The organism is Streptomyces glaucescens, assembly GCF_002154375.1.
GTDB lineage: Bacteria > Actinomycetota > Actinomycetes > Streptomycetales > Streptomycetaceae > Streptomyces > Streptomyces glaucescens.
The window spans coordinates 1-6,758 of the sequence record NZ_MUND01000161.1; the positions used below are offsets into that span (position 1 = coordinate 1).

Consider the following 6,758-nt stretch of genomic DNA (forward strand, 5'->3'; position numbering starts at 1 on the left):
TCGGTGCCGATGTAGTTGTGGCCGAGGCGCAGGGCCTCGCGGAAGGTCAGCTCCAGCGCCTTCTTGGCGTCGGGGCCGTAGGGGACCAGTTCGGGGACCTCGTCGGCGGCGGGTGGCAGCGCGGCGGTCGCCGCCTGGCGGACCTCGTCCAGGGTGACGCCCTGTGCGGTGATCGCGTGCGCGGCCAGGCCCTCCGGCTCGGCGAGCAGCCCCAGGACCAGGTGCTCCGGCCGGCCTTCCGCGTTGCGGGCGGCGATGGCCTCGTTGTGGGCGGCCATGACGACGTTCCGCGCGCGCGGGGTGTAGCGGCTGAACCCCTGGCTGGGATCCAGGTCCGCGGACTCCTTGGGCACGAACCGCTTCTGCGCCGCCTGCCGGGTGACGCCCATGCTCTTGCCGATGTCCGTCCAGGACGCGCCCGAGCGGCGTGCCTGGTCCACGAAGTGGCCGATCAGGTGGTCCGCCACGTCGCCGAGGTGCTCCGCGGCGATGACCGCGTCCTGGAGCTGGTCGAGGGGCTGCGGGTGAACCTTCTTGATGGCCGCGATGAGGTCGTCGAGACGTACGGATGACGTGATGTTGGGGTTCGTCGACATGTGTCAACCGTAGGTTGCGCCTCCCGCACTGTCAACCATCGGTTGACACTCTCGTGGGCCGGCCCGTGGCACCATCACCAGGTGAGTACGCCCAGCACCGTCGACCGCGCCTTCGAGGCCGCCCTGTACGCCACCGACGACACCGGGCTCGACACCGGCGCGTCCCTGCTCGCCGCCGATCCGGGCGCGGACGCGGAACTCGCGCGGCGGGGACGGGAGTTCGTCGCGGGGGCCTGGCGGCGCGGCTGGCAGCCCGCGGACGTCGTCCGGATCGTGCGCCGGGAGCTGGACGAGACGCACGTGCGGCTCGCCGCCGCGCTGATCCGCGCGCAGGCACCGGACGACCGCCCGCGCGGGCGCCGCTGGCGGGCCCAGCTCGACGACCTGGCCGGTCCGCCCGCGAGCCCGCCCCGCGCGGACCGCTTCTCGCACGCCACCACGGTCCTTGAGCTGTACCGCCTGCTGCTGCGCCTGCCCGCCCTGGAAGCCCTCGACGAGCACGAACCGGCCCCGGCGCGCCGGGACGCGCCCGCCGAGTCCCGGATGCTCGCCCGGATCCGCGCGCTGCTCGCCAAGGCGGAGGCGACCGGGTACCCGGAGGAGGCCGAGGCGCTGAGCGCGAAGGCGCAGGAGCTGATGGCCCGGCACAGCATCGACGAGGCGCTGCTCGCGGCCCGCTCTCCGGACGCCGCCGACACCCCCACCGCCTGCCGGATCGGTGTGGAGGCGCCGTACGAGCAGGCGAAGGCGGTGCTGCTGGACGCGGTGGCCGCCGCGAACCACTGCCGCGCGGTGTGGAACGAACCCCTCGGCTTCTCCACGGTCGTCGGCTTCGACGCGGACCTGGAGGCCGTCGAGCTGCTGTACACCTCGCTGCTCGTGCAGGCCACGACCGCGATGACGAAGGCGGAGGCGGCGCAGCGCGCGGGCGGGCGCAAGCGCACGAAAACGTTCCGGCAGTCCTTCCTCGCCGCCTACGCCCACCGCATCGGCACCCGTCTCGCGGCCGCCGCGGAGACCCAGGTGACCGACGACCTGCTGCCCGTCCTCGCCTCCCGTGCGGTCGCGGTCACCGACCGCGCGGAGCGCATGTTCCCGCAGACCACCACCACCCGCCTGCGCGGCGTCAGCGACGCGGCGGGCTGGCACGAGGGCGCCCGCGCGGCGGACCGGGCCCAGGTGGGGCGCCGCCCGCGCCTCGGCTGACGGGCGCGCCGCGCTCAGTCCCCGGCGGGCTGCAGGAAGGGGCTCACCGAGGCCTCCGGCACGCCCCCGCCGCGCAGCGCCACATCGCCGTACGACCACGGGAACTCGTGGGTCTCCGAAGCGCCCGGCAGGCCGAAGCGCACCGTCTCGACCGCGAGGCTCCGCTCCGCGCCCGCCGCACCGCGCGTGTAGCCGATCGTGAACGTCACGGTGCCTTCCCGGGGCACGCTCACCCGGTACGCCGTCGCCTCGCCCGGATTCACGGCCGCGGTCGTGCTCCCCGCCGCCAGGGTGACGTCGGGGAATCCCTGGAGCGTGCAGGCGGCGTCACCGCGGTTGGTGAGCGTGACGGTGACGTTGCCGAGGTCGCCGGCGGCGGGCGCCGCGTCGACGGGCCCGACCTCCACTCCGAGAGCGCGGAGGGCGCACGGACCGGCGGCCGTGGTCTTCCGGCCGGAACCGGTACCGGCGTCTCCGCTGCCACCGCCGTCCCCGTCGCAGCCGGACAGCAGGAGGACGGCGGCGAGTGCGGTGACGGTGAGCGGCGTGACGCGCATGAGGGAACCCCCTGGGGCCGGCGACGGGTGTCGGGACGATCATCACGCACGGGACGGCGGGACCATCACCCGCCTCCCGCGCCTCGCCGGCTCCCGCACGTCCCCGGACCGCTCACCTCACCGGCCTCTCCTGCCCCTTATCTCCCGTACGCTGGCGGAATGAGCTGGTTCCGGGCGCTGAAGCAGACCGCGCGCTCGGGGCTCGCCGTGGAACGCAAGCCGCTGGAACCCCTGCTGGCCCTGCGCGGCGCGGCCGGACTCGCGATCACCATCGGGGTGTGCCTGGGGGCGCTGGGCCCGGAGGCGGCGGCCAGCTCGGCGTTCGGGGCCCTCCAGGCGGCGATCGCCACCTTCCAGCGCAGCTGGCGCCCGCGCCCGGAACTGGCCCTGGCCTCCGGGACGAGCCTCGCCGTCTCCACCTTCCTCGGCTACCTCACCATCACGCACACGGCCCTCTTCCTCGCGCTGCTCGCGCTGTGGACCTTCACCGCCGGGCTGAGCTGGGCCGCGGGGCCCACGACCGGTCTGATCGCCTCCTCCAACGTGGCGATGATGCTGGTGACGGTCACCCTTCCGGCGTCCGTGGCGCAGGCGGCCGTGCACGCGGCGACGATGGTCGCGGGCGGGGTGGTGCAGGCACTGCTGATCGTCCTGTTCCCCGTGCGCCGCTGGGGCCCGCACCGGGACGCGCTGGCCGACGCGCTCGCCGCCGAGGCCGACTACGCCCGCCGGCTGCGCCACGACCCGGTCGCCCGGTTCGACCCGGCACCCCTGATGGAGGCCCGCAACGCCGCCACCGTCACCCCGCGCCAGGCCCGCCGCCGCCCGGCCGAGCTGCACGGCGCCCGCGGCCTCGCCGAGCGCATCCGCCCGGTCCTCGCCTCGCTGGCCGACCCGGCGCTGGGCGTCCCGGCACAGGGCCCGGCCCGCGACCGGGTCCGCGAGCTGCTCGCCGCCGCGGCCACCGTCCTCGACGCATGCGCCCACGCGGTCCGGCACGGCACCCCGGTCTCACCACCGGCTCCGGCACTCGCCGCCCTGCGCACCCCCGACACCGGTTCGATCCTCACCGGACCGCCCTCCCGCGCGGCGACCCGGCTGGCCCGCCTCCTGGCGGACGTGGTGGAGGCGGCGGAGGGCCCGCGCGAGCCCCGGCGGCCGGCCGGGCACCACCTGCCCGTCCCGCACCTGCCGCGCCCCACCCTGTTCCAGCTGATCCCGGTCGCCCTGAAGGCGATGCGCGACGAGCTGCGGTCCGCCGCCTCCCCCATCACCCGGCACGCCGTCCGGGTCACCGCGGTCGCCACCACGGGCTACCTCCTCGGCAGCGCCCTCCCGCTGGGGCACGGCTACTGGGCGCCCCTCGCCGCGGTCATGAGCATGCGCCCGGACTTCTCCCAGACGTACAGCCGCGTGGTGGCCCGGCTCGCCGGCACGGTCCTCGGGGTGGCCGTCGCCACCGCCGTCGTCCGGTTCGCCGACCCCGGCACCCGGCTGTCCGCCGCGCTCGCCGTGCTCAGCGCCGGCCTGCTCTATCTGCTGATGCGCACCGGCCAGTTCGCGGCTCAGGCCTGTATCGCGGCGTACGTCGTCCTCCTGCTCGGGATGGCGGGGGAGCAGTGGACCCAGACCGTCCCCGAACGGGTGCTGCTCACCCTCCTCGGCGGCCTGCTGGCGATGCTCTCCTACGCCGTCTACCCGGCCTGGGAGACCCCGCGGCTGCGCGCCCGCCTCGCCGACTGGCTGGCCGCCCAGGGGGGTTACGCCGCCGCCGTGCTGCGCCACCACGCGGACCCCGCGTCGGCCTCCGCCGACGACATCCGGGACGCCCTGCTCGCCGCCCGGGCCGCCCGCGCGGCCTGGCACGCGGCCGTCGCCCGCGCGGAGCACGAACCCGTGCGCCACCGCGGCCTGGCCAGGGTCGCGGCGGACGACGCCGAGGAGGCGCTGACCCAGATGGGCCGGGTGACGATGCTGCTGGAGGCCCACCTCCCGGACCGCGACGCCCCGCCCGTGCCCCCGGCCGCCCGCCTCGCCGACGCCCTGCGCAAGGCCACGGCCCACGGCGCGAGAGCGGTGCGCGAACGCCGGGCCCCGCGGTGGGAGACCGTCGAGGACGCCCTCGCCGACCCGGCCTGGCAGGTACGGGCGGGCGCCGCCACGGCCCTGTCCCTCGCCGACCCCGACCCGGCCGTGCGGGCACTCGCCAAGGCCGTCACCGACCCCAACGCCGACGTCCGCAAGGCCGCGGTCCTGGCACTGACCCGGCACCGCGCCGACGAGGACGCCCGCGCGGCCCTGACCGCCGCGACCGGTGACTCGGACGCGGACGTCCGGGCGTACGCGGCACGGGCGCTGTGACATCGCAGCTGGCCGCCGGCTGCGCATCCAGCGGCGGGCTCATCCGGCGTCAGATCCCCACCGCACCGCTTTTGAACATGTTCAATTCCAGGCGTACGCTGCCGTCATGAGCGATACGAGCGGCAGAGCCGCCCTGTTGAGGCGCATCCGTGCCTGGCTGGTCCTCTTCGTCGTCTGCCTGGTGCTGAGCGGCGTCACGGCCTTCCCCTTGGTGCATGAACTGCGCTGGGCCGAGGCGGCCCTGCGGGCGATGTCCGTACCCGAGTACCTGCCGGGGCTGATGGGGTGGATCGAGCACGTCCGAGACGGGCTCGACACCGTGGACGCCCGCTACCCCTTCATGCTCTACGGCACCGACTGGCTGGCCTTCGCCCACCTCGTCATCGCGGTCGCCTTCCTCGGCCCCTACCGTGACCCCGTACGCAACATCTGGGTCGTCGAGTTCGGGATGATCGCCTGCGCCGGCATCATCCCGCTGGCGCTGATCTGCGGGCCCTTGCGCGGCATTCCCTTGTGGTGGTCGCTGATCGACATGTCCTTCGGGATCTTCGGGGTGATCCCGCTGCACATCGTGCGGCGCGACATCAAACGGCTGGCGGCCCTGTCACCGAACCCCTGGGCGGTGCCCGCCACCTGAGCCGGCACGGGCGGCCGGCACCTGGCCGGCCGCCGCCTCCGGGCCGCGCTGCCGCACGCCCGCAGCGCGGCCCGGATGCGCGGGCCGACCCCCGGAAGCCGACCGTCCTCGCAGGGCGCGGGGGCCCGCTCAGGCGGTTTCCCCCGGCGTGCGGGAACCGCGGCAGTCGCACGCGCGCCACCGCCGCTCGCGACGGCACCGTCAGGCTCCTGACCTGAGGAGGCGCCGTACCACGGCGGTCCTGACCGGACATGCCGATGCCGTCTTCAGCCGGCCTCCAGCCGCGACAGCCGCAACAGCGGGACGCTCACCGGACCACCGGGTGTGGCTGATGGGCCGCACTCATGGCCCGGCCCCGATGTGGGTACTCGCGGACCTGCACGCGACCGAGGTGAGGAGTCCGACATGTCCGAGCCGAACGACCAGGACATGAGCCACCCGCTGGAGCAGGTCACCGGTGAACCCGATGTGCCTCCGGAGGAGGACCCCAGTCGGACCGGGGACGAGGAGACGACGGCCGGTGCGGAGGACGCCGGGGGTGAGAGTCCGCCGCCGGAGGAGACACGGTGACCTCGTCCATCGCCGAGCAGAGTGCTGCTGACCTGGGAGGGAAGGGCAGCATTCTGCTGCGGCAGCGCCGGGACCACGCCACGCTCGACGGGCTGATGAACGCCTGGCTCGCGGCCGGCGCGGCCGACCCGCGTCGCGAGCGGTTGTGGCAGGAGATCGTCCAGCTCGTCTTCAGTCACGCCTTCGCCGAGGAGACCGTGCTGTGGCCGGTGCTGCGGCGGGTGTCGCCGGCGGGTGAGGAGCTGACCGCCCAGGTCGAGGAGGAGCACCAGGCCATCAACGACCTGCTGGCCCTGGTCGAGAAGGCCGATCCGGACGACCCCCGGCGCGACGCGTGGATCGAGGAGGCCTTCGTCCTCATCCGTGAGGACATCCGCGACGAGGAGGACGTGCTGCTGCCGCGTCTGCGCGACGCGCTGGGGGACCGGCGGCTGCGGCGCCTCGGCGCGGCCTGGGAAGCCGTACGCCGTACCGCCCCGACCCATCCGCACCCGGCCGTGCCCCGCCGTCCTCCCGGCAACGCGGTGCTGGGTGTGCCGCTGAGCGGCTTCGACCGCCTGCGCGACCTCGCGCCGGTGCGCGGCCCGTCGTCGCCTCGCGCGGGCCGGCTCGTCGCGGGGCTGATCGCCGCTGGGGGCGTCGTCCGCGGCTGGAAATATCTGCGGCGAACCGCCGCTCACCTGTGACTTCTGTGCGGCATGGGAGCGACGGATGCTTATTCGAAGGTCATCGGGGAACTCCGATGGGACGGTCCGTAGCCGTGAGTTCCTGTGAGGAGAAACAGCACATGTCGACCAGCCCGGCCCAGGTTCCGACCGGCAGCTCCGCGCC

Annotated in this window: 7 protein-coding genes; 5 read left to right on the top strand and 2 right to left on the bottom strand. The window is 74.9% G+C overall.

The genetic code is table 11. The features are described from left to right. The coding region (locus CCN42_RS12245; RefSeq protein ID WP_086735331.1) for a Clp protease N-terminal domain-containing protein at positions 1-596 on the bottom strand (596 nt) is incomplete at its 3' end. An 81-nt stretch (positions 597-677) separates the two neighbouring features. Between CCN42_RS12245 and CCN42_RS12250 the strand changes: the two genes are divergently transcribed. Continuing rightward, positions 678-1,802, top strand: a complete 1,125-nt coding sequence (locus CCN42_RS12250) for a DUF2786 domain-containing protein (protein WP_086735332.1) — start codon at positions 678-680, stop codon at positions 1,800-1,802. Positions 1,803-1,816: 14 nt separating this feature from the next. Here the strand turns inward: CCN42_RS12250 and CCN42_RS12255 are convergent, their stop codons facing one another. Beyond that, positions 1,817-2,359, bottom strand: a complete 543-nt coding sequence (locus CCN42_RS12255; RefSeq protein WP_086735334.1) for a DUF4232 domain-containing protein — start codon at positions 2,357-2,359, stop codon at positions 1,817-1,819. Positions 2,360-2,518: 159 nt separating this feature from the next. Between CCN42_RS12255 and CCN42_RS12260 the strand changes: the two genes are divergently transcribed. The 4 genes from CCN42_RS12260 (at position 2,519) to CCN42_RS12270 (ending at position 6,613) form a co-directional block, all read left to right on the top strand. Then, positions 2,519-4,720: an FUSC family protein gene (locus CCN42_RS12260; RefSeq protein WP_086735336.1), complete on the top strand. Its 2,202-nt coding sequence runs from the start codon at positions 2,519-2,521 to the stop codon at positions 4,718-4,720. Between the two features lie 106 nt (positions 4,721-4,826). Then, a complete protein-coding gene (locus CCN42_RS12265; RefSeq protein WP_086735338.1) occupies positions 4,827-5,357 on the top strand; it encodes a hypothetical protein in 531 nt (176 codons plus the stop codon). Between the two features lie 405 nt (positions 5,358-5,762). Next, entirely contained in the window at positions 5,763-5,927 is a 165-nt protein-coding gene (locus tag CCN42_RS42545) for a hypothetical protein (RefSeq protein ID WP_158102081.1), read from the top strand. After that, positions 5,924-6,613, top strand: a complete 690-nt coding sequence (locus CCN42_RS12270; protein WP_245877252.1) for a hemerythrin domain-containing protein — start codon at positions 5,924-5,926, stop codon at positions 6,611-6,613. The genes CCN42_RS42545 and CCN42_RS12270 overlap by 4 nt, the downstream gene beginning before the upstream one ends. Positions 6,614-6,758 lie beyond the last annotated feature (145 nt).